We start from the raw sequence: 21,160 nt of genomic DNA on the forward strand, positions 1-21,160 counted from the left end.
TCGAGTAGAACCGGAACGTCAATACCCCAGCGAGCCCAGGATGGGATTGATCAGGGTGCCCCAGAAGCCGGGGAAGGCCACTTGCTTGACCTGCGCGGCCTCCACCACGCGCAAAGGCGTGCCGGTGCCATCGAGCAGGTTGTCGATGAAGCTGCTCACGTTCTTCAGGTTGGCCTCCTTGATCGCCGTGCCACCGAAGGTGACCGTCGTCAGGCAGTGCGAGTTGATGATGTCGCGGGCGTAGGGCACGTAGTAACCCACGTTCTGGTGCGGCTGGATGGCACCCAGCCAGTGGCCGATGTCCTGGCGCCACTTGACGTTCAGCAACTGGGCCTTGGCCTCGCCCGTGGCCGCGGCAATCTCGGGGTTGAACTTGGTGTACGAGAAGTCCGAGTACACGCCATCCTGCTGGAACACCGCATAGCCCAGGCGGTCCTGCGGGAAGATCTTGGCCAGGCCTGTGGTCATCGAGCCCAGGTTGTTCGCATCGCCCGCGTTGGGGTACTGCGTCAGCAGCTTGGTGACCAAACCATGGGGGCCGTCCAGGCCCCAGGCCACGCGGATCTTGTTCTGCAATGGCAGCGAGGGATATTGCGTGGCCGTGCCAGCGCGGGGGGCGGGGTAAAGCGGGCCCGAGTCGGCCAGCAAGGCAGACTTCTTCGGGTTCAGCGCATTGCGGATCACGCCATAGTTGGCCGTGGCCCCAGCGCCGCCCGCTGAAAACCCGGCCACCAGCAGTTGGTCAGGGCGCGGCAGGTTGGCCTTGAGCCAGGCGGCCACGCCTTCACTGTTGATCGAGCCGCGATGCAGGTAGGCCAGGGGTTTGGTCGGGTCGGCATCGGCGTACACCGCCGTGGCATTGCCGGTGTGGACGTCGCCAGTGCAATAGGGCACGAACACGATGTTCCAGCCTTGCGTGCGCACCGTTTGCAGCGGGTTCAAACGCGAGGTGAAGGGCGTGGACAACTGGTGCGGCAGCTCCGCCATGTAGTTGGTGGCCACACCGTTGGGGTTGGAGGCTGACAGCAGATCGCCGCCCAGGCAGGATTTCTGATCCCAGCACGCGCCGCCGCCCTCATAGACCACGATGGTGCGGTTGGTGAACGGAGTGCGGTTGACGAAGAAGCGGTAAGGGGTGCCATTGCCACACGAAGCGCCCGAGGCCACCGGCAGCTCGACGGTCTGCCAGGAAAAATAGCTGACCGCGTGGGCGGCAAAGGCCGTGCCGGCCAAAGCCAGGGTGGTCAGGCCCCGCGCCACTGACTGCTTGCTGATCATGGGTGTGCTCCGTTGTGACAAGTTCGCTGATTGGATCAGGAACCCCGGTGCAGGCGTCTGCGGGTTTCTGCGCAATGGCGGCGATCCGACCCTCAGCGCTTGCGCTTGGACGGCTTGGCCAGCGGCTTGAGCGGCAGCCCCATGGCCGCACGCGCCAAGGCATCTGCTTCCACATTGCGGTGCCTGGGGATCCAACGCAGGCTGGCCTGCTCAAACGACGACAGCAGAGCGCGGGCCTCGTCAAACAGGGCGGCCAGCCGCGCGATGGGTTGACTGCGCGCATCGGTGAGCTGCGCCACCAACACGCTGTTGTCGCTGTAGGCGCAGAGCCTGGTCACCCCGCGCGACTTCAACGCTTCAAGCCCCGCCATCAAGGCCCGCAGTTCCGCCTCGTTGTTGCAACCAATGGCGTGGGTGGCGTGAGAAAAGGCATGGCGCTGACCGGCAGGGTCGGTCATCACCACGCCGAAGCCCATGCGGCCGGGATTGGGCACCGCGCTGCCATCGCAGTGAACGGTCCAGAAGTCGGGGGCAAGCAAGGCAAGGTCGGTCATGCGGGCACGCTATCAGAAAAAAAAACGATCGCCGCTAGGATGTCGCCATGAACCCAGCCCCCGCTTCGCGCCTGATCCGCTTCAACAAGCCTTACGGTGTCCTCAGCCAGTTCACCGCCGAGGGCCGCTGGCAGGGCTTGAAAGACTTCATCGATGTGCCGGGCGTGTACGTGGCCGGGCGGCTGGACGCCGACAGCGAAGGCCTGCTGCTGCTCACCAACGATGGCCAGTTGCAGGCGCACATTGCCGACCCGCGCTTCAAGATGGAGAAGACCTATTGGGTCCAGGTCGAAGGCGTGCCCGATGAGGCCGCCCTGGCGGCGCTGCGTCAGGGCGTGTCGCTGAACGACGGCATCACGCGCCCGGCCCGGGCCCGGCTGCTGAACGAGCCGCCCGCCATCTGGGAGCGAGACCCACCCATCCGCGTGCGCCAGGCCATCCCCACCGCCTGGGTCGAGCTGGTGATCAAAGAGGGCCGCAACCGCCAGGTGCGGCGCATGACGGCCGCGGTGGGCTTCCCCACCCTGCGGCTGATCCGCGCGGCCATCGGCCCCTATGCACTGGAGGGCCTGGCGCCCGGCACCTGGCAAGACGCCTCACCCGGGTGACCCCTGACGACCCCAGGTATCCTCCTTGCTCACACCAAAATCAAGGAGAGCCCCCATGCCCGAGCTTGCCGCTTCCCTGGAAGACCTGGCCGATCGCAACCTGGCCGAGGTCGCCCGCATTCACCACCGCTGGCAACCCGCCGCCCGCCTCGTCGAGCAAGGCGGCCTGCTGTGCCACCAAGGCACGGTGCCCATCCCCGCGCCTTTCCAGAACTGCGTGCTGCGCACCGACACCGCCTTGCCTGCAGGCGAAGCCATGGACCGCGCAGACGCCTTCTTTGGCGGCGCCCGCAACCCCTACGCCGTTCACACCTTTGGCCGCCAGGATGCCGACCTGGAAGAGGTCTTGTCACAACGCGGCTTCACCCGCCAGGCCGAGATGCCCGCCATGCTGGCCGACCAACCCGTGGCCGCGCCCACCATCGATGCATCCTGGCGTCTGGCGCTGGCCGCCTCGGCAGACGACATCGCCGCCTTCATCCATGTCAGCGCGCAAGCCTATGAATCGCTCGGGCTGCCCAGCTTCCTGACACCGTCCTTCTTCGTCAAGCCAGAGGCCTTGCTGGACCCGCAGGTGTCGATCGTGATCGCACGGGGGCCAGAGGGTGCGCCCACGGCCGCCGCCATGGCCTTGCACACCGGTGAGATGGCTGGGCTGTACTGGGTGGGCACGCTGCCCGAGGGCCGAGGCACCGGCCTGGCCGCCGCCTGCACGGCCATGGCCACCAACCTGGCCTTCGAACGCGGCGCGCGCGCCGTCACCTTGCAGGCCTCGCACATGGGTGAAGCCATCTACCGGCGGTTGGGCTACCGTGAGTACGGGCGAACCGCCCGGTGGAGCCGCTGATGCAGCCAGCCCACCCCACCGCCGAAGATCCGCGTGCCCAGCCACTCAGGCGCATGCAGGCCTTGGCGCTGGGTTTGCTGCTGCTGGCCATCGCGGGCCTGGTGCTCAGCCAGTGGATGGGCGGTCAGGGCCCCTGGGCCTGGACCAAGGCCTTTTGCGAAGCCGCAGCCGTGGGCGCGCTGGCCGACTGGTTCGCGGTGGTTGCGCTGTTCAGGCGGCCCTTGGGCCTGCCCATTCCCCACACAGCCATCATCCCCGCCAGCAAAGGCCGCATCGCCGACAGCCTGGCCGCGTTCGTGCGCGACCATTTCCTCGATCCCAAAACCCTGCTGTCCAAGCTGTCGGTGTTCGATCCCGCCGCACGCCTGGGCCAGTGGATCAGCCAGCCAGACAACGCCCGCCAGCTCAGCGGATCGGCCCGCGCCATCGCGCTGGAGGCGCTCGAGCTGCTGGACGAAACCGCCGTGCGGCAAGCCATCCACCAGTTCGTGGTGGCCAAGGTCCGCACCTGGAACGCGGCCTCCCTGGGCGGCGATGTGCTGGGCCTGCTCACCAAGGATGGTCGTCACCACGAGATGCTGGACGCCGCCTTGCTGAACCTGGGCAACTACCTGGACAACCCGGAGACGCGGCAAAAGCTCTCCGGCCTGATGGTCAAGCACGCCCGCAGCGAGTGGCCAAAAATCATCAAGACGGTGAACCTCATCAAGTCGGTCGACGACCTGGGGGACAACCTGGCCGACCGGCTGGCAGTGGCCATCATCAGCGAGATGCGCGAGGTGATGTCCGAGCCTCAGCACCCGGTTCGCCTTCAGTATGAAGACTGGTTGCAAGGCTTCATCGAGCGCCTGCGAAGCGACCCTTCGCTGATCGACCGCGTCAACGAGATCAAGATGAAGATCATCGACCACCCGGCCGTGCACGATTACGTCAACGGGCTGTGGGCCGAGATCCACGCTGCGCTCAAAAGGGACTTGTCCAAAGAAACATCGTCACTGGCACGGTACGTGGAAAAGGGCCTGCTGCTCATGGGCCAAAAGCTGGCCGATGACCAGGACTTGCGCGGCGCCATCAACACGCATGTGCTGTCCGCCGCCGACAAACTGGCGGGCACCTTGCGCACCACCTTGACCACGCACATCGCCACCACCGTCAAAGGCTGGGATGAGCGCCAGCTGGTGGACCAGATCGAGCTGAGCGTGGGCCGCGATCTGCAGTTCATCCGCATCAATGGCACCATCGTGGGCGGCCTGGTGGGGCTGGCCCTGCACGCACTGATGCTGTTCATGCCACCTTTGACCTGAAGGACAACATGCTGGACCAACTTTCCACCCACGCCCTTCAGGCCGCGCCAGCAGGCGTCGATCATTGGGCCGTGCGGGGCGTGAGCGAACGCAGCCAGCGCCTGCTGGTCAGGCAGGACATCGCGCAATCGCCCGCCGTTCTGCGCGACGACGGCGCCATGGTGACCGTGATCGCAGGCGGCGGTCTGGGCTACGCCGCCACCAGCGACACCTCGGTGGCCGGGCTGAGAGCCGCCTTTGCAAGCGCCAAAGACCTGGCCAAAGCCACCTCTGGCAGAACCGCCTTCGCCCCGGGCCAGTTGCGCATGCCTCAGCCGCAAGGTCGCTACGACAGCATGGTGGCCAAAGACAGCGCACAGATGAGCTTGGCCGACAAGGTCGACCTGCTGCGCGCCGTCAGCACCGCCACGCGCGTGGACGATCGCATCGTCGATTGGCAAGCCAGCCTGTGGACGGTTCAGGTTGACCAGCTTCACCTGACCAGCGATGGCGGCCATGCCGAGCAGCAATGGCAGATGCTGACCCCGTCCATCCAGGCCACGGCGCAGTTCAAGGGCGTGACGCAAACGCGATCCTCGGCCGGGCAGTACAACGGCTTCTGCCAGCAAGGCGGCCTGGAAGTGATCGACCGGTCAGGCTTTCGCACCGACGGCCCCCGCGTAGCGCAACAAGCCATCGCGCTGACCATGGCCCCCACCTGCCCCAGTGGCCAGATGGACCTGGTCCTCATGCCCGACCAGATGATGCTGCAGATCCACGAATCCATCGGCCACCCGCTGGAGCTGGACCGCATCCTGGGCGACGAGCGCAACTTCGCGGGCACCAGCTTCGTCACGCTCGACATGTTCGGCCACTACCGCTATGGCAGCGAACTGCTCAACGTGTCGCACGATCCGCAGCAGGCGCACGAGTTCGCGGGCTTCGCCTTTGACGACGATGGCACGGGCGCGCAAGGCCAGCGCATCATCGAGCGCGGCATCCTGAAGCAAGCGTTGGGTGGGGCCATCTCACAATCACGCGCACGGGCCTTGGGCTTTGACCTGGGCGGCCTGGCCACCACGCGCGCTTCGTCGTGGAACCGCGCGCCGATTGACCGCATGAGCAACCTGAACGTCGAACCGGGTGATGCCAGCCTGGCGCAGATCATCGCCTCGGTCGACCACGGCGTGCTGATGCACACCAACTGCTCGTGGAGCATCGACGACTCGCGCAACAAGTTCCAGTTCGGCTGCGAATACGGGCAAATGATCCGCCACGGCCAACTGGCCGAGGTGGTGCGCAACCCCAACTACCGGGGCGTGTCGGCCACCTTCTGGCGATCCCTGGCCATGGTGGGCGATGCCAGCACATTCCAGGTCATGGGCACGCCGTTCTGCGGCAAGGGCGAACCATCACAGATCATCCGCGTGGGGCACGCCGCCCCGGTGTGCAAGTTCTCCGACGTGTCGGTTTTTGGCGGCGCCTGAACATGACCATGAACCTCACCGACCGCCACCACATCAACGCGCTGTCCGATGCCGTGCTCAATGGCACACCGTCCGGCGTGCACTGCAGCCTGCACATCGCCGCTGAAGACAGCACCTTCATCCGCTTCAACCACGCCAAGGTGCGTCAAGCCACCCAGGTCAGCCAGGCCTATGCCACCTTGACCTTGACGCAAGGCATGCGCTGCGCCGAAAGCACCTTGAGCTTGACCGGTGATCTGAGAGGCGACACGGCGCGTCTGGTGGCCGCGCAAGCCGAGCTCAGCCACGACCTGCCCTTCCTGCCGGAAGACCCCTACCTGCTGCGGCCCGACGTGATCGCCAACACCACCCGCGATGAACCAGGCACCCTGCCCGGCGCCAGCGCCGTGATCGACGCGGTCGCCACGCATGCCCAAGGCCTGGACCTGGTGGGCTTCATGGCCAGTGGCCCCCTGGTGCGCGCCCATGCCGACAGCCGTGGGCAGCGCAACTGGCACCGCGTGGACACCTTCAGCTTCGACTGGTGCCTCTACCATGCGACCGACAAGGCCGTCAAAGCCTTGCACGCTGGACAACACTGGTCCAGCGATGCGTGGGCCCGCCAGCTCCAGCAAGGCGCCACTCAATTGCCACTGCTCGGCCTGCCCCCCAAGACCTTGCAGCCCGGCCGCTACCGCGCCTACTTCGCCCCCTCGGCCGTGTCCGATCTGCTGGGCACGCTGGCCTGGGGCGGCTTCAGCCAGAAGGAACAAGCCGTGGGCACCTCACCGCTGATGCGCCTGGTGCGGGGCGAAGCCGCCCTGCATGCCAGCGTGCAACTGACGGAAGACACCGGCCGCAGCATCGCCCCCGCCTTCACACCCGAGGGCTTCACCGCCCCCGGGCAAGTGCCGCTGGTGATCAACGGCCGGCACGCCCACAGCCTGTGTTCACCCCGCTCGGCCCGCGAGTTCGGCTTGCCCACCAACGGCGCGCTGGCCGGCGAGAACCCGCAAGCCCTGAGCCTGGCCGCAGGCACCCTGCCCGAGGCCGAGGTGCTCCAGGCCCTGGGCACCGGCCTGTACATCAGCAATCTTCACTACCTGAACTACAGCGACCGCCAGCACTGCCGCGTCACCGGCATGACCCGTTTCGCCTGCTTCTGGGTCGAGAACGGCGAGCTGGTAGCACCACTGCAGGTGATGCGCTTTGACGACGACCTGCTGGACCTGCTCGGCCCCCGCCTGATCGCGCTGACGGATCGGGCCGAATTGCACCAGGACACCGGCACCTATGGGCAACGACAGTTGGCATCCATCACCACACCAGGGGTGCTGGTTGATGGGTTTCAGCTAACCTTGTGATTCATCCACCACCTGATGGGACCCTTATGAAACTCATGGACTACGGCCGCAAGGCCATCGACTTCCAGAACCCACCGGCCGCCACGCCTGAATCCAGCGGCGTCTCGCGCCGTGGTTTTGTGGTGACCTCCCTGGCCACCGGTTTCGCCTTGGCGTCTGAACCGCTGCTGGCCCAGGCCATCAGCACCGACACCAAAGGCCTGGTCGTCGCTGAAGTGCAAGTGCCCACCGCCGATGGCAAGATCCCGGCCTACGTGGCCCGCCCGGCCAAGGCTGGCAAGCACCCCGTGATCCTGGTGGTTCAGGAAATCTTCGGCGTGCACGAGCACATCAAGGACGTGTGCCGCCGCTATGCCAAGCTGGGTTACTTCGCGATCGCCCCCGAGATGTTCGCGCGCCAGGGCGACGTCTCGAAGATGACCGACATCGGCGCCATCCTGAGCGAGGTCGTCTCCAAGGTGCCTGACGCACAGGTGTGCGCCGACCTGGACGCCGCGGTGGCTTTCGCGAAGGCCAGCGGCCACGCCAATGCCGACAAGGTGGGCTTGGTGGGCTACTGCTGGGGCGGCCGCACGGCCTGGGTCTATGCACTGCACAACCCCAAGCTCAAGGCGGCGGTGGCCTATTACGGTTTGCTTGAAGGCATGAAATCACCCATCAAGCCGCGTGATCCCATCGAGTTCGGTGCCGAGATCAAGGTGCCCGTGCTGGGCTTGTACGCGGGCAAGGACGCCTACGTGAAACCCGAGGCCATTGCCAAGATGCGGGAAGGGGTAGCCAAGTCTGGCAGTGGCTCCGAGATCGTGGTGTTTCCCAACGTGGATCACGGCTTCAACGCCGACTACCGCCCCACCTACGACAAGGCGGCAGCCACGTATGCCTGGAAGCTGACGCGAGACTGGCTGAAAGACCACGGCGTTTGAGCCTCACCCGCGCACCTGCACCATCGCCATCTGTCTGTCACACTGACTGACCATACCCTGCCCGACAACCTGGAGGTACATCCCATGGCACTTCGCATCAACGACCTGGTCCCCAATTTCTCGGCCGAGACCGATCAAGGGCCCATCAGCTTTCACGACTGGATCGGCTCCGGCTGGGCCATCCTGTTTTCTCACCCCAAAGATTTCACGCCCGTGTGCACCACCGAGTTTGGCGCCGTGGCCCAACTGGCCGCCGAATGGGCCAAGCGCAACACCAAGGTGATCGGCGTGTCCGTCGATGGCGTGGAAGCGCACAAGAAGTGGAAGGGCGACATCGAAGCCGTTGCAGGTTGCCCCGCAGGCTTCCCCATCATTGCCGACGAAGGCCTGGCCGTGTCCAAGGCTTTCGACATGCTGCCCGCCGAGGCCTACCTGCCCGATGGCCGCACCGCCAATGACACCGCCACCGTGCGCTCGGTGTTCATCATCGGCCCGGACAAGAAGCTCAAGCTGTCCATGACCTACCCGATGTCGGTGGGCCGCAACTTCGCCGAAGTGCTGCGCGCGCTGGATGCCCTGCAGCTGACCTTCAACGTGCCGCTGGCCACGCCCGCCAACTGGACGGTGGGCCAAGACGTGGTGGTCGCCCTCTCGCTGAACGACGACCAGGCCCGCGAGAAGTACGGCAGCATCGATGTGAAGCTGCCTTACCTGCGCACCACCAAAGCGCCGAAGTAAGCAGGGCACGCATCCGGCGGCAGCGCCACCTCATGCCTGCGGCGTGAACCGCCGCATGGCCAAGGCAAACAGCAAGCCACCGCCGTACATGACGGCGCCATAAACCGCCCCTGGCACGGCCATCGCATCATTGTTCAGAACCGTTGCGGCAATCACCAGCGCGAGCGTGGCATTCTGGACCGCCGTCTCGATGCCCAAGGTGACCGCTTGCTGGCGAGGCAACCGCGCCAGCCAGGCCACGAAGAAACCGCCTGCCAACATGCTCAGATTGAGCACCAGGGCCACGGGCGCCAAGGTCGTGAAGTGATCCTGGACCAATGCCCAGTTCTTGACCACGGCCACCGCCACCACCACCACGAACAGCAAGGTGGAGATCTTGGTCAACACCGGCTCCAGCTTCTTGGCCAGGGCGCCACGCCAGGCGCGAAGGGCCATGCCCAGGCTGACCGGCAGCCCCATCATCGCGAAGACATTCACCATCATCAAGCCCACCGGCACCGCCACCTCCTGGGAGGCTCCCGCGAAGTGCGCCAGGGACCAGGACACGATGAGGGGCAAGGTGAAAATCGTCATCACGCTGGCCACGGCCGTGAAGCTCAAGGCCAGGGCCACATCGCCACGCGCCAGGTAGGTCAGCAGATTGGACGTGGTGCCTGTGGGGCAGGACGCCAGGATCATGAAGCCCACCGCAAAGGCACCGGTGATGCCAGCAGCCTGCACCAGGGCATAGCAGACCAGTGGCAACAGAATGAAGTGGCACAGCACACCCACCAGCAATGCCCTGGGTTGCCGCAAGATGCGAACGAAGTCTGCCCCCGTGAGGCCCAGCCCCAACGAGAACATGATGAACGCCAGACTGGCAGGCAGCAACAAGGTGGAGGCAAGGTCAGGGCGCATTCGTTTCCCAAGTCAAGGGGCCGCAATCAAAGTAGAGCATGCCCACAGCGGGCAGGCTCCATCCATCAATACTTCTCAGGCACTTCCCGCAGGCGCATCAGCCCCTCTTGCGCCACGGTGGCCACCAGCGCACCGACCTGCGTGAAGATGCGCCCGAAGTTCATGCCCCGCGATGCCGATGCGTTGGGTGCGTCCATGTCATAAAGCAGCCACTCGTCGACCCGGAAATCGCGGTGGAACCACATGGCGTGGTCCAAGCTGGCCGACTGCATGTTCGACTGAACATACGAGACACCATGGGGCAACATGGCCGTGCTCATCAATACAAAATCCGAGGCGAAAGCCAGGATGCACATGTGCAGCAAAGGATCGTCTGGCAGGCGGCTCTGCGCTTTCATCCAATGGCGGCGCTGCGGCTCCTTCTTCACGGGCGCGAAGGGATTGACCGGGTCAATCGGCCGGATCTCGATGGGCCGCTCGCGCTCGAACACCCCGCGGATCTTCTCCGGGATCATGGGCGCGATCAGCTGGCGGAGTTCGTGCTCGCTGGGGATGCCATCGGGCCCCTCCACTTGCGGCATGGGCGTCTGGTGCTCCAGCCCATCTTCGTGCACGGCGAAAGACGCCGACATCAGGAAGATGTTCTCGCCGTGCTGGATGCCTTTCACATTGCGGGTGCAAAAGCTTTTGCCATCCCGGATGTTTTCCACCTGGTAAACGATGGGTGCGGTGACATCGCCCGCGCGCAGGAAGTAGCCATGCATGGAATGGGGCAACCTGCCTTCCACGGTGCGCCCGGCGGCCATCAGGGCTTGCCCCAGCACCTGGCCACCGAACACATTCTTGCCAAAGAAGTTGCGGCTGGTGCCACGGTAAATGCCCCGCTCGATGGTTTCCAGATCGAGGAGATCCAGCACTTCCTGCATCACGTTGCTCATGTCATTCCTCCAGCGAATTCGCTTGATTATCGGGGAACGGAAGCCTGGGTTTCCCTAATCGCCCAAGCCAACACTTGGCCGCCCCGGCCATTGTGGCTGGCGCCTCGATCTCCAAGAATCCAGGGTAGTGCATAGACATTGAAGGATTGAGCATGGACCGATTGAATCGACGGAAATTCCTGGGTGGCGCGGCGGCCGCGGTGGCCGGGGCCTCCTTGCCAGGCACGGCCAGCGCGAGCATTCCCGTGACAACCTCGCAAGAACGCGTCGTGGTGATCGGCTCGGGCTTCGGTGGCGGCGTCTCCGCACTGCGCCTAGGCCAGGCGGGCATCAAGGTCCTCGTGCTGGAGCGCGGGCGTTGGTGGAAAACAGGCCCCAATGCCGAAACCTTCCCGCATGCCACCACGCTGGACAAGCGCGACCTGTTCTACACCGCGTGGCCCGAGGTGAATGGCAAGCGCATCGGCTGGAACCCTTACGCGGGCCTGCTGGAGCCCTTTGTCGGCCAGGGCATCATCGCGGTCACCCCGGCTGGCGTAGGCGGCGGCTCGCTGATGTACCAGGGCATGACGCTGCAGCCGTCGGAGGCCTTGTTCAAGGCCTGCTTCCCATCGATCGACTACGCGGAGATGGCCTCCGTCTTCTACCCGCGCGTGGCTCAGATGCTGCAACTGCAGACGGCGCCCGATGCCCTGGTCAACAGCCCCAACTACCAGGCCGCACGCCTCTTCGCCACCAAGGTACAAGCCGCAGGCTACGACCTGCAGAAGATCCCGATGCCGATCGACTGGAACTACGCGCTGGCCGAACTGCGGGGAGAGATGAAGCCCTCGTACACCAATGGCGACTGTGCGCTCGGCGTCAACAACGGCGGCAAGCATTCGGTCGATGTCACCTACATCGAGCAGGCCATCGCCACGGGCAACGTCACCGTTTCGGCACTGCACCACGTGACCAGCATTGCCCGTGCGCGCAACGGCTCGTGGGTGATCAAGGTGGACCGCACGGATGAGACGGGCACCGTGCTGGAGCGCAAGGTCATCACGGCCAAGAGTCTGTTCCTGTCCGCGGGCACCATCAACACGTCGAAGCTGCTGGTGCGTGCCAAAGCCCGTGGTGACATCACCGGCCTGCCAGACGGCGTGGGCCAGGGCTACGGCACCAACGCGGATCAGATCTACGTCTGGGCGAACGAGAATGAAGACTTCGGCCCTGTGCAAGGTGGCCCGGTGGTCTTTGGCAGCAAGGAGTGGAACAACCCCCACCAGCCCGCGAACACGGTGATCCAGGCCTCCTTGCCACCGCCCAGCAAGAGCAGCAGTTCAACAAGCGCCATGCCCTCGGCGCTGCTGCCTTCTGCTGCGGCCGTGTCCAGCACCACGTCGTCGACCAAGGCGACGATGCTGGTGGGCTACGGCATGAGCGACAGCCGGGGCAAGTTCGTCTACAACTGGTTGACCGACAAGGTGGAATTGAAGTGGCCCTCGGGCGGCGATGCCGCGGTGAACAAGCGCATCAAGGATCGGCTCACCGCCATCGCCGGCCCCGGTGCCAAGTTGACCAACACCAATGACTTGATCAACACCACCTGGCACTCGCTGGGGGGCGCCTGCATCGGCGTTGTGTGTGATCTGGAAGGCCGGGTGAAGGGGCAGCGCGGGTTGTATGTGCTGGATGGGGCCTTGATGCCAGGGGCCACGTGTGCTTGCAACCCGTCGATGACGATTGCTGCGATTGTGGAGCGGGCGCTTGACCGGATTGTGCAGAACGACATCGGCACGATCATTTGAGGATCGCCAGCTTGGCGTGAAAAAGCAGTTGGTTTCGACCCAAAGTGGAACTCCGGTCGATGAGAGACAATGCCCGGGCCGCTGGTGCACCGCGGCCTGCGCTCCTACCCATGAATAACCACCTGCCCACCCACCCAGCCGCCGTGCTGGCATTGGCCTTTATGGCCACCATCCTGCTGGGCACGGCGCTGCTGATGCTGCCCTGGGCCAGCGCCAGCGGCGAGAGCGCGCCGTGGTTGACGGCGCTGTTCACCGCCACCTCGGCGGTGTGTGTGACCGGGCTGGTGGTGGTGGACACGGGAACCTACTGGAGCCCGCTGGGCCAGGGGCTGGTGATGGCGCTGTTCCAGCTGGGCGGTTTCGGGATGATGACCTCGGCCACGCTGATGGGGCTGTTGATCGGTGGCCACATGAAGCTGCGCACGCGAATGTTGCTGCAATCGGAGACGCATGCCCTGTCGCTGGGCGATGTGCGCTCGGTGGCGCGCATGGTGCTGGTGGTGACGGTGGTGTGCGAGGCGACGGTGGCGCTGTGGCTGACGGTGCGCTTTGCCATGAAGATGGACCTGAGCTGGTCGCAGGCGCTGTGGCACGGCACTTTCCATGCGGTGTCTGCCTACAACAATGCGGGATTTTCCACCTGGCCCGACAGCGTGATTCGCCACCTGACCGACGGCTGGGTGCTGGCGCCGCTGATGCTGGCGATCGTGGTGGGCGGCCTGGGGTTTCCGGTGATCACCGAGCTCTGGGCAAACCGCCGCAAGCGGCAAGCGCGCTGGTCGGTGCACACCACGCTGACGGTGTGGGGCTCGGCGGCGCTGGTGTTTCTGGGCACGCTTGGACTGTGGCTGGTAGAGCGCAACAACCCCAAAACGCTCGGCATGCTGGGGTTCTTCGACCAATGGCTGGCGGCGTTGTTCACCTCGGTGTCGGCGCGCACGGCGGGCTTCAACGCGGTGGACATCGGCGCGCTGGGGCTCGAATCGCTGGTGCTGCACTATGTGTTGATGTTCATCGGTGGCGGCAGCGCGGGCACGGCCGGCGGTGTGAAGGTGACCACGGTGTTTTTGCTGCTATTGGTGGTGTGGAGCGAGATCCGCGGCCGGGCCGATGTGGAGTTTCGCGGGCGGCGCATTTCCACGCCGGTGCAGCGCCAGGCGCTGTCCATCCTGGTGCTCAGCGGCACGGCGGTGTCGCTGGGGCTGCTGGCCATCATTCCCTTGGCGAACCACCTGCCGCTGGACAAGCTGCTGTTTGAAGTGGTGTCGGCTTTCGCCACGGTGGGTCTGTCCACCGGCATCACGGCCGACCTGCCGCCCGCCGCGCAGGGCGTGATCATTGCGCTGATGTACGCTGGGCGCGTGGGCGTTGTGACGCTGGCGCTGGCGCTGGCGATCAACCAGGTACCCAGGGCGTACCGCTATCCCGAGGAAAAACCGATTGTTGGCTAAATCAAACTCAATGCGGGGCGACAGCGTGGTCGTCATCGGACTGGGGCGCTTTGGCGCCAGCGTGGCGCGGTCGCTGGTGGCCGCAGGGCACGAGGTGCTGGCCATGGACGCCAGCGCGGAGGTGGTACAGGACCTGGCGCACGAACTGCCGCATGTCGTCCAGGCGGATTCAACCGAACTGCAGGCGCTGCAACAGCTGTCAGTGACGGACTTCTCGCATGCGGTGGTGAGCATCGGCACCAACCTTGAGGCGAGCGTGTTGACGGTGCTGAACCTGGCGCAGATGGGCGTGAAAGACATCTGGGCCAAGGCCAACAGCCCGCAGCACGGGCGCATTGCCGAGCGCGTGGGCGCGCACCACGTGATCTACCCCGAGGCCGACATGGGCGAACGTGTGGCACACCTGGTGACGGGCAAGATGATCGACTTCATCGAGTTCGACGACGGTTTCGCCATCGCCAAGACCCGCGCACCGATGGAAACGCACAACAAGACACTGGCCGTGTCGAATGTGCGCAAGAAATACGGCATCACGGTGGTGGGCATCAAGCGCCGCAGCCAGGACTTCATCTACGCCAAGCCCGACACGGAGATCAAGCCGGGCGACCACCTGATCCTGGCCGGGCCGACACCGCTGATCAAGAAGTTCGCGGCACTGTACTGAATCGAAGAGGCACCTTCGGTCAGAGTCGAAGGGACTCCCCTTGTCAAAGCTCATCGCTGTGCGCTCTGATCATTGACGCTCTGCTGCCAAATGTGCCGATAGACCAAGGCCGCCAATGCTTGCTTATCCTCCGATGTGTAAGGCGGATCGGGCAGTTCTTGATAGACGCTGTCCAGGATGAAGGTCTCAACTTCAGCCTGGGTCTGCTCCTTCTCGGTCCAGTGGTCCAAGGGCGCGATCACCTTCAACACCCCAGCCAATAACTCACGGCTGGCTTGTTTGATCCGATCTCGCTCGGCCTTGGTCAGGTTGTCACGCAATAGCAGATCGAACAATGCCAACTGCGCTTCGCTCAGGCCCTCTTCCAAGGCGCGGCGTTGCTCGGCATCAATGCCATTGGCCAAATCCATCAGCTTGGCAAAGGTGTCTTCAATGGTGGCCCGGTCCTTATCCTGGTTGTAGGCGGCGATGATCTCCTGGTATTTCTTCTCATAGTTCATGCGCAGAGGATTAAGCGCCAGCATTTGCGCCAACTTGTCCTCGACGATCTGGCGGATGTCTTCAATCGCCGTCGCTTTGCGCTTGACCTTCCTGGCGAACTCATCGCGCAGCTTTTCCATGTTGATCTGCGTCAGGTCGATGGTCAGGCCTTCGGCCTGATCGACACCTGGCCCCTGCGTCGCAATGGCCTGATTGACAATGCGGTGCAGCACCTTGAGCAACTCGGTCACGTCCGCCGTGTCACGGCGTTCAGAGAGCTTCTTGTAAATGGCTTCAAGGTTGTCGTGCCGCTCGGCATACGCCAGTGCGGAAGGCTCGGCCAGTAGGGCCTTGAAACGGCCGAACACCACCCGGGACAGGATCTCGAATCGCCTCTTGGATTCATCATCGGTGTAGACCGCTTCAACGGCATCGGCCAGCCCCTGGATGCGGCCAAAGCCCTTGGCGCGTAGCAAGGTAGCCGGGTCAAAGCCCAGCCCCTGCAAATGCGCTTCGGCCACGGCAATGGCATCTTGCAAGGCGGCCACGCGCTCCTCAATCGGGACCACGATGTCGGCCTCACCCCCATCGTCACCCAAGGCGTATTGCGCCAAGGCTTCGCGCAAGCTCTTGAGCATGCCGTTGTAGTCCACGATCAGCCCAAAATCCTTGCCGGGGTAGACGCGGTTGGCGCGCGCAATGGCCTGCATCAGCGTGTGGGCGCGCATGGGCTTGTCAATGTAGAGCGTTGACAGGCATTCCACATCAAACCCGGTCAGCCACATGGCGCAAACGATGGCCACCCTGAAGGGATGCTTGGGATTTTTGAACGCTGTTTCAACATCCACCCGCTTGCCATCGGCCGTCTCAAAGCCCAGCTTCATGCGGGCGCGGTGAGGAATGATGTCGCAGCCCCACTTCTTGAAGTCGGCCACTTCGTTCTGGGCTTCGCTGATGATGATTTCCAGGATGGTTTCATCCATCCAGTCGGCCTTGGCCAGCAAGCGGTCACGTTGTGCGTGAAGCACTTGCCTGTTCTCGTCGTCCGTGGCTGCGGCAATGTCCACCAACTTGGCATCGGCCAAAGCGCGAACCATGGCCGCCTTGGCCTTCCACGCAGGTTCGATCAACATCAACATGCGCGCACAGGTGATCTTGTCGATGCACACCAGCATGGCCTTGCCAGCCTCCCAACGTGTGCTGCAATGCTCGACAAAATCAGCCGCCACCTTGGCCAGCCGAGGGTCGGCGGTGATGACTTCATAGTCCTTGCCCAGCAGCTTTTCCAGCAGGGCGTTCTGATCGGGATCCAGGTCAGCCGCATCAACGGCGGCGGCAATTTTCTCGTTCAAGTCCAGGCGCGCCAAGCCCAGCTTTTCACCCCGGTTTTCATAGACCAGCTTGACGGTGGCGCCATCTTCCTCGCTGCGCTTGAAATCGTAGCGCGACACGTAGCCACCGAAAATGCGCTTGGTCAGTTCATCGTGCTTGAACAGCGGCGTGCCGGTAAAACCGATGAACGCCGCATTGGGCAGGGCCAGCCTCATGTTGCGAGCCAGCTTGCCCGACTGGGTGCGGTGGGCCTCGTCCGAGATCACGATGATGTCGTCCCGGTCGCTGTAAGGCGCGTCGGGCTTGACGGCCTGGTTGAACTTGTGGATCAGGCTGAACACATAGCGGTGGTTCTGCTTGAGCAGTTGCTCCAACTCTTTGCCATTGCCCGCACGCGGCGTTTGGTCGCCCGCCACGCTACAGCCCACGAAGGTCTTGTAGATCTGGCTGTCCAGGTCATCGCGGTCGGTCATCAACACGAAGGTGAAGTTGCCCTCCACCGTGCGCCGCACCTTCTCGGCGAAAAAAGCCATGGAGTAAGACTTGCCGCTGCCCTGGGTGTGCCAGACCACACCCAGGCGGCCCAGATCCGGGTGTGCGCGTTCCACGATCTCAATGGTTTGCGGTGGGGGCACCGCCTCGCTGATGACCTCGTAGCCGGGCAACAACTCTGCGGCTTCCGGATAGGCGGCCCAAGATTCATTGGCGGCTTCACCCACGCCCGGCAAGGGCAGCTCGATCACACGGTGGGTGAGGCGCTCGCCCACCGGGAACTGACGCTTGAGCGCCTCCTGGCGCACGACCGCCGCCACCGCCTGGTTGACGCCCAGCAACTGGTGGTTGCGCGCCACGACCTTGCGCACCGCGCCCGCCTTGCTGGCATCAAACAAGATGAAGTTTTCGATGATGTCCAGCAAACGGACTTTGTCCAACATGCCGTTGAGCAGCACCTCGGCGGCCACATTGCCCTTGTCCTGCTCGTGCAGGCGCTTCCACTCGTTGAAGTGCTCCCAGGTGCTGGTGATGGAGCCATAGCGCGCCTTGTCGCCATTGCTGACGATCAAAAAGGCGTTGTGGTGAAAGGCATGGGCAATGACGTTGTCATCCAGATAGTCACGCAGATTGCCATCGAAGCCCGCCCGGATGTTCTTGTAAACCGCCTTGAGTTCGATGAACACCACCGGCAGGCCGTTGATGAAGCACACCAGGTCCGCACGGCGGTTGTAGTTGGGCGTGCGCAAGCCGGTGATCTTGAGCTCGCGCACGGCCAGGAAGCGGTTGTTGCTGGCCGTGCGGAAATCGATCACCGCCGCCTGCGCGTGGCGGAGTTGGCCTTGGGCATCGCGGTAGCTCACCGGCACGCCATCGCGCATCAGTTGGTAGAAGGCCTGGTTGTGCTGCGGCAGTGAGCGCGCGTGGTCGTGGTGCGTGAGCTTGGTGACGGCCTCGTTGATGGCGGCGGTGGGCAGTTGCGGGTTGAGCCTGATCAGGGCTTCGCGCAGATCGCGCACCAGCACCACCTCGCGCTCATGGGCGCGGCCCAGGGTGCCGGTGGGCCCGAAGGTTTCCTGGTTCCAGGCGTACACGCTGTCCCAGCCCAAGGCGTTTTCAAGGTGATTGGCAAACGTGGCCTGCACCAGACGGTCTTCGCTGTTGATGTCGGTGTAGGCCATGGCGCGGTGCTCTATCGGACAAAGCCAAGGTTCATAAAGGACAAATCAGCGTTTTGTCCTTTACAAAAATCCATGCAAATCAATGACTTAGCGAAGTCAATTGGTTCATGAAACCCAGCTTTCATAGAAACTCTACTCCCCGTGTCCTTGATGGCCCGGCACCGACAACAGGCTGTAACGCCGCCACCGCCGCTCGCCTGCATAGCTTACCTGCCCGGATTCGGCCAAATCGTCCAGCGCCCGCCTGACGGTTTTGGCGGAGATTTCAGCGCCGATGCGCCGATTGACATCGGTGGTGGATGACCCCGGGTAGCGCGCCAGATCCTCCAGGATCAAGGCCTGCAAGCGGTGCGGTTCAATACGGCTGAGCGTGGTGGTGTGATCCAACTGCACGCCGCGCAAGTGATCCGGCGCCACGAAGTAGCGCATGCCCGATGTCTTGCCCGTGGTGTGCACCACGCTGAAGGCTTGCAAGCGGCCCAGCCACACCACCAGCTCCTCCGGGCCATCGGTTTCAAGCACGGCGCCGAGTTCACGGGCGGTCATGCCTTCGGTCTGGGCCAGCACACCCAGGGTGATGCGTTCACGCTGCGTCAATTGGTAGCGTGCGTCGGCCTCGGCCATCAGGCGCATCACCTCGGGCTTGGCAATGCGGCGCTGGATCGTTACCTTCACCCAGTCGATGCCCTCTTCGGGCATCCACCATGTCCACGTTGAACGGTGGGTTGGCCATCATGAAATCGCAGTGGCCCCACAGCGGGCGGCCATCTTGCAGGCGGTGCACGTCGTCGTAGAAGGTGTTGGCCTCGCGGATGTCGCCTTCCAGGCCATGCACGGCCAGGTTCATCTTGGCCAGGCGGATGGTGGTGGCGGTTTTCTCCTGCCCGTAGAAGGTGACACGCTTCATGGTGTCCAGCCCTTCGTGCTCGATGAAATGGCTGCTTTGCACGAACATACCGCCTGAGCCACAGGCCAGGTCGGCCACCACGCCGTGGTCAGGCTCGATCACGTTGACGAGCGTCTGCACCAGCGAGGGCGGGGTGAAAAATTCGCCGTTGTCTTGCGCGCCCTGCATGGCGAACTTCATCAGGAAGTATTCGTAGATGCGGCCAAACACATCGCCCGTGGCGTTGCGCAGGGTGTCTGAATCAAAGGCGCGCAGCAGATCTTCGAGCAGCTTGTTGTCGAAGCGGTCGTAGTCTTTGGGCAGTTGGCCCGCCAGGGGCTCGAAGTCGGCCTCGATGGCGGTCATGGCCTCGACCAGGGCGGTGCCCAAATTGGCACCAGATGGCAGCTTGAGCAAGGCGCCATAGCGGGCCGATTCAGGCAGCATCAAAGCGCGGCGTTTGTAGAAATCCCCTCTCACCAGGGGCCGCTTGGGCATCTTGCCTGCGGCCTGGTCGGCCGTGATGGCCTTGACGGCCGCCTCGTAGCGGTTGGTGGCGTGGCGCAAAAAGATGACGCCCAGCACCGGCATGCAGTACTCGCTGCTGGTCAGCTTGGAGTTGGCACGGAGCTGATCGGCGGCTTCCCAGAGGCTGTCTTCAATCTTGGCAATGTTGTGGAAAGCGTTGGCGGTCATCGATGATCTGAAAATAAAGCCGGTCGACGTGCGCGCGGGCAGGTCGTTGTTGGACTGGAGATGGATTGTGCGGGATCAAATGGGCGCGCCCTTTGAGGCGGGAGCCATTCGCTCCAGCGCCTTCAGCCGCGCCACCTCCGCCTCAACGTCATCACGCACACCCTTGAAATAGGCCTGCATGCCCGCCACCGAAGGCGGCTCATCCAACAACGACTCATACCCTTCATCCAACAAACCCACCTTGCCCGAGCACATGCGCCCCATGGCAATGTCGAACTTCACCGGCACACCTGCCAATTCAAACGTGCGGTAAATGTCCAGCGGTTGAAACAAGCCGCGCTGAAGCAGCACGTACATGTCGAGCCAGTCGCGTGTCTTGGACCGATTAGCACACGCAATGCATTTCAATCGGAAAATCTCTTCCAGGCTGGCCACCCGTGGCCGGTCGGGCACGCCCGCACGCAGCAGCACTTTCACTTCAGGGTCCGGCGCCACCAGGGTGAGCTTCACGCTGCCACCGACCACGTAGTCTTGCTGGTAGTCGTGGTAATCCATGCCCGTGTCTTCAAACTCGGCCAAGCCCTCGGGGCTGTCGTTGGGCACGAAGTTGAAACCACTGGCATGCGACAAGCGTTTCAAACCCTCAATCGCATGGCGAGGCAACCTGGGCGTCGGGATCATGAAGTCCAGGTCTTCACTGATGCGGTGGTCTAGGTGCATCGACAAAGCCGTGCCGCCCACCAGCACAAAGCCACCCAAGGTCGACTGCCCTTGCAGGAAGCGCCACAGGCGTTCGGTGTCAGGCCGCAGCATGGCGCAAGCCTCGTTCAATGTTGGCCAGCTTGCGATTGATGTCGGCCAAGGCACGCGCCGACAAACCCACATCGGCATCCGAGCGCATCAAGGCCCACTGCTTCTGGACAAAGGGTAGCCCGTGCTCAAGCACCGCCTCCAGCACCAAGTTGAACGAGCCTTTCTTCAAGGCATTGCGCACCAGGACCTCATCGGAGATGGCGGCATTGGACCAGGCCAAACCGCGCAATGGGTCGGCCAGCGACGAGCGCCTGATGGGCGCCTTCAGCGCCGCAGGGGCAGGCGCTGCCGGGCCAGACAAGGTCAGCGTCAACCCGGCCGCTTGGGCCAGGGCTTGCAAGGTGCTCAAGTCAATCGTGCCGCGCTTCTTGGCGCGAGAGATCGTTTCAGGCGCGACACCCGCCACCTGCGCCAAGCGCGCCTGATCGAGTTGCGCAACCTTGGCAGCGCAGAGCACTTGGGTCAAAAGTGATTGGTTG

The 21,160-nt window shown here is 63.8% G+C and carries 19 protein-coding genes; 10 read left to right on the plus strand and 9 right to left on the minus strand.

Going from position 1 to position 21,160, the window contains the following annotated elements; genetic code table 11:
• Positions 1 to 18 precede the first annotated feature (18 nt).
• Positions 19 to 1,278: a pectin acetylesterase-family hydrolase gene (locus tag Q7V20_RS19435; RefSeq protein WP_304795052.1), complete on the minus strand. Its 1,260-nt coding sequence runs from the start codon at positions 1,276 to 1,278 to the stop codon at positions 19 to 21.
• Between the two features lie 92 nt (positions 1,279 to 1,370).
• A complete protein-coding gene (locus Q7V20_RS19440; RefSeq protein ID WP_304795054.1) occupies positions 1,371 to 1,832 on the minus strand; it encodes a ribonuclease HI family protein in 462 nt (153 codons plus the stop codon).
• 47 nt (positions 1,833 to 1,879) lie between these two features.
• On the opposite strand from Q7V20_RS19440, the gene Q7V20_RS19445 reads away from it, so the two are divergent.
• The 7 genes from Q7V20_RS19445 to Q7V20_RS19475 all read left to right on the plus strand — a co-directional run bounded on the left by Q7V20_RS19445 (position 1,880) and on the right by Q7V20_RS19475 (position 9,061).
• The gene (locus Q7V20_RS19445) at positions 1,880 to 2,440 is read left to right on the plus strand and encodes a pseudouridine synthase (protein WP_304795056.1); all 561 of its coding nucleotides are present in this window, start codon (positions 1,880 to 1,882) and stop codon (positions 2,438 to 2,440) included.
• Positions 2,441 to 2,495: 55 nt separating this feature from the next.
• Positions 2,496 to 3,287, plus strand: coding sequence for a GNAT family N-acetyltransferase (locus Q7V20_RS19450; protein WP_304795058.1), 792 nt, complete (start codon positions 2,496 to 2,498; stop codon positions 3,285 to 3,287).
• Positions 3,287 to 4,591 (plus strand): DUF445 domain-containing protein, encoded by a 1,305-nt coding sequence (locus Q7V20_RS19455; RefSeq protein ID WP_304795060.1) that lies wholly within the window; start codon positions 3,287 to 3,289, stop codon positions 4,589 to 4,591. Before Q7V20_RS19450 ends, Q7V20_RS19455 begins: the two co-directional genes overlap by 1 nt.
• A gap of 8 nt (positions 4,592 to 4,599) precedes the next feature.
• Complete coding sequence (locus Q7V20_RS19460; protein ID WP_304795062.1) at positions 4,600 to 6,057, plus strand: TldD/PmbA family protein; 1,458 nt, start codon at positions 4,600 to 4,602, stop codon at positions 6,055 to 6,057.
• Between the two features lie 8 nt (positions 6,058 to 6,065).
• Positions 6,066 to 7,400, plus strand: coding sequence for a metallopeptidase TldD-related protein (locus Q7V20_RS19465; protein ID WP_304795064.1), 1,335 nt, complete (start codon positions 6,066 to 6,068; stop codon positions 7,398 to 7,400).
• A gap of 26 nt (positions 7,401 to 7,426) precedes the next feature.
• A complete protein-coding gene (locus tag Q7V20_RS19470; protein ID WP_370652504.1) occupies positions 7,427 to 8,323 on the plus strand; it encodes a dienelactone hydrolase family protein in 897 nt (298 codons plus the stop codon).
• Between the two features lie 84 nt (positions 8,324 to 8,407).
• Complete coding sequence (locus Q7V20_RS19475) at positions 8,408 to 9,061, plus strand: peroxiredoxin (RefSeq protein WP_304795066.1); 654 nt, start codon at positions 8,408 to 8,410, stop codon at positions 9,059 to 9,061.
• Positions 9,062 to 9,091: 30 nt separating this feature from the next.
• Here the strand turns inward: Q7V20_RS19475 and Q7V20_RS19480 are convergent, their stop codons facing one another.
• Positions 9,092 to 9,958 carry a bile acid:sodium symporter family protein gene (locus tag Q7V20_RS19480; RefSeq protein ID WP_304795067.1) on the minus strand — a complete coding sequence of 289 codons (867 nt, stop codon included), beginning with the start codon at positions 9,956 to 9,958 and terminating at the stop codon, positions 9,092 to 9,094.
• 65 nt (positions 9,959 to 10,023) lie between these two features.
• Complete coding sequence (tesB, locus tag Q7V20_RS19485) at positions 10,024 to 10,896, minus strand: acyl-CoA thioesterase II (protein WP_304795069.1); 873 nt, start codon at positions 10,894 to 10,896, stop codon at positions 10,024 to 10,026.
• A 152-nt stretch (positions 10,897 to 11,048) separates the two neighbouring features.
• Here tesB and Q7V20_RS19490 point away from each other — a divergent pair, with 152 nt between their 5' ends.
• From Q7V20_RS19490 to Q7V20_RS19500, 3 genes are all read left to right on the plus strand, one after another.
• On the plus strand, positions 11,049 to 12,686 hold the full coding sequence (locus Q7V20_RS19490) for a GMC oxidoreductase (protein WP_304795071.1): 1,638 nt from the start codon (positions 11,049 to 11,051) through the stop codon (positions 12,684 to 12,686).
• Between the two features lie 110 nt (positions 12,687 to 12,796).
• Positions 12,797 to 14,137 (plus strand): TrkH family potassium uptake protein, encoded by a 1,341-nt coding sequence (locus tag Q7V20_RS19495; RefSeq protein WP_304795073.1) that lies wholly within the window; start codon positions 12,797 to 12,799, stop codon positions 14,135 to 14,137.
• A 10-nt stretch (positions 14,138 to 14,147) separates the two neighbouring features.
• Positions 14,148 to 14,801, plus strand: coding sequence for a TrkA family potassium uptake protein (locus tag Q7V20_RS19500; RefSeq protein ID WP_304795075.1), 654 nt, complete (start codon positions 14,148 to 14,150; stop codon positions 14,799 to 14,801).
• A 50-nt stretch (positions 14,802 to 14,851) separates the two neighbouring features.
• Here Q7V20_RS19500 and Q7V20_RS19505 read toward each other — a convergent pair whose 3' ends face one another.
• From Q7V20_RS19505 to Q7V20_RS19525, 5 genes are all read right to left on the minus strand, one after another.
• Positions 14,852 to 18,286, minus strand: a complete 3,435-nt coding sequence (locus Q7V20_RS19505; RefSeq protein WP_304795077.1) for a type I restriction endonuclease subunit R — start codon at positions 18,284 to 18,286, stop codon at positions 14,852 to 14,854.
• Between the two features lie 132 nt (positions 18,287 to 18,418).
• A complete protein-coding gene (locus Q7V20_RS19510; RefSeq protein WP_304795078.1) occupies positions 18,419 to 18,910 on the minus strand; it encodes a hypothetical protein in 492 nt (163 codons plus the stop codon).
• Complete coding sequence (locus Q7V20_RS19515) at positions 18,870 to 19,868, minus strand: class I SAM-dependent DNA methyltransferase (RefSeq protein WP_304795080.1); 999 nt, start codon at positions 19,866 to 19,868, stop codon at positions 18,870 to 18,872. Before Q7V20_RS19515 ends, Q7V20_RS19510 begins: the two co-directional genes overlap by 41 nt.
• Positions 19,869 to 19,943: 75 nt before the next feature.
• Positions 19,944 to 20,681: a nucleotidyl transferase AbiEii/AbiGii toxin family protein gene (locus Q7V20_RS19520; RefSeq protein ID WP_304795082.1), complete on the minus strand. Its 738-nt coding sequence runs from the start codon at positions 20,679 to 20,681 to the stop codon at positions 19,944 to 19,946.
• The gene (locus Q7V20_RS19525) at positions 20,668 to 21,147 is read right to left on the minus strand and encodes a hypothetical protein (RefSeq protein ID WP_304795084.1); all 480 of its coding nucleotides are present in this window, start codon (positions 21,145 to 21,147) and stop codon (positions 20,668 to 20,670) included. The genes Q7V20_RS19520 and Q7V20_RS19525 overlap by 14 nt, the downstream gene beginning before the upstream one ends.
• Positions 21,148 to 21,160: the final 13 nt, after the last annotated feature.

Origin of the sequence: Aquabacterium sp., assembly GCF_030652515.1 — a bacterium.
Lineage (GTDB): Bacteria > Pseudomonadota > Gammaproteobacteria > Burkholderiales > Burkholderiaceae_C > Aquabacterium.